Raw genomic sequence first — 1,116 nt, 5'->3', positions numbered from 1 at the left:
CGAGGTGTCCGAACTGCTGGCCTCCGCTGCCGAGTTCGCGCTCCGTTCGGCGGAGCCGGATCCGGCGTCGGCGGCCGACCACCTGTACGCGAGCGGGCTGCGGCCCCGGGCGGGAGCGATGCCGTGACCCTGCTGTCGTACGCGAAGGCGATGAACCGGGCGCTGGCGGACGCGCTGGAGGCCGACCCGGCGGTGTGCGTGTTCGGCGAGGACGTGGGCGCGGGCCTGGCCGGCCTGACCCTGGGCCTGCAGCAACGCTTCGGCGCGCAGCGGGTGGTGGACACGCCGCTGTCGGAGCAGGCGTTCACCTCGGCGGGCATCGGGGCGGCGCTGGCCGGGATGCGCCCGGTGATCGAGTTGCAGATCCCGTCGCTGCTGTTCCTGGTTTTCGAGCAACTCGCCAACCAGGCGCACAAGTTCTCGCTGATGACGGGTGGTCAGGCGCGGGTGCCGCTGACCGTGGTGGTGCCGGGCTCGGGTTCCCGCAGCGGCTGGGCGGGCCAGCACTCGGACCATCCGTACGGCCTGTTCGCGCACGTCGGCATCAAGACGCTGGTGCCGGCGACGCCCACCGACGCGTACGGGCTGCTGAGTTCGGCGATCGCGGACGACGATCCGTGCGTGCTGTTCGCCCCGGCGGGCGCGCTGGGCGTCCGGGAGGACGTGACGGCGCCGCCGTCGCCGGTGCCGCTGGGTGCCGCGCGCACGCACCGGGCGGGCACGGACGTCACGGTGGTCGCGGTCGGCCATCTGGTGCACCAGGCGCTGGTGGTGGCCGAGGAGTTGGCGGGCGAGGTGTCGGTGGAGGTGCTCGATCCGCGGACCCTGTACCCGCTGGACCGGGCGGCACTGCTGGCCTCGCTGGCGCGCACCGGGCGGCTGGTGGTGCTGGACGACTCCAACCGCTTCGCGGGGTTCGCCGCCGAGGTGCTGGCGATCGCCTGCGAGGAGGGCCGGCTGCTCGCCCCGCCACGCCGGGTGACCCGTCCGGACGGCGCGGTGCTGCCGTTCGCCCTGGGCCTGGATCGGGCGCTTCAGCCGGACGGCGAGCAGCTCCGGGACGCGATCCGCGCCGTCCTGAAGTGACGCCCCGTCGGCGCCCGTGGGGTCGGCCTC

General features: G+C 74.6%; 1 protein-coding gene. It reads left to right on the top strand.

Annotation, left to right across the window (positions count from 1 at the left end; translation table 11 throughout):
• Positions 1–123: 123 nt before the first annotated feature.
• Positions 124–1,086, top strand: a complete 963-nt coding sequence (locus tag KCH_RS31370; RefSeq protein WP_084224026.1) for an alpha-ketoacid dehydrogenase subunit beta — start codon at positions 124–126, stop codon at positions 1,084–1,086.
• The last annotated feature ends 30 nt before the right edge of the window (positions 1,087–1,116 follow it).

The organism is Kitasatospora cheerisanensis KCTC 2395, from assembly GCF_000696185.1.
GTDB classification, from domain to species: Bacteria; Actinomycetota; Actinomycetes; order Streptomycetales; family Streptomycetaceae; genus Kitasatospora; species Kitasatospora cheerisanensis.
The sequence above is the reverse complement of the archived record's forward strand: the minus strand, read 5'-3'. Positions and strand labels throughout refer to the sequence as shown.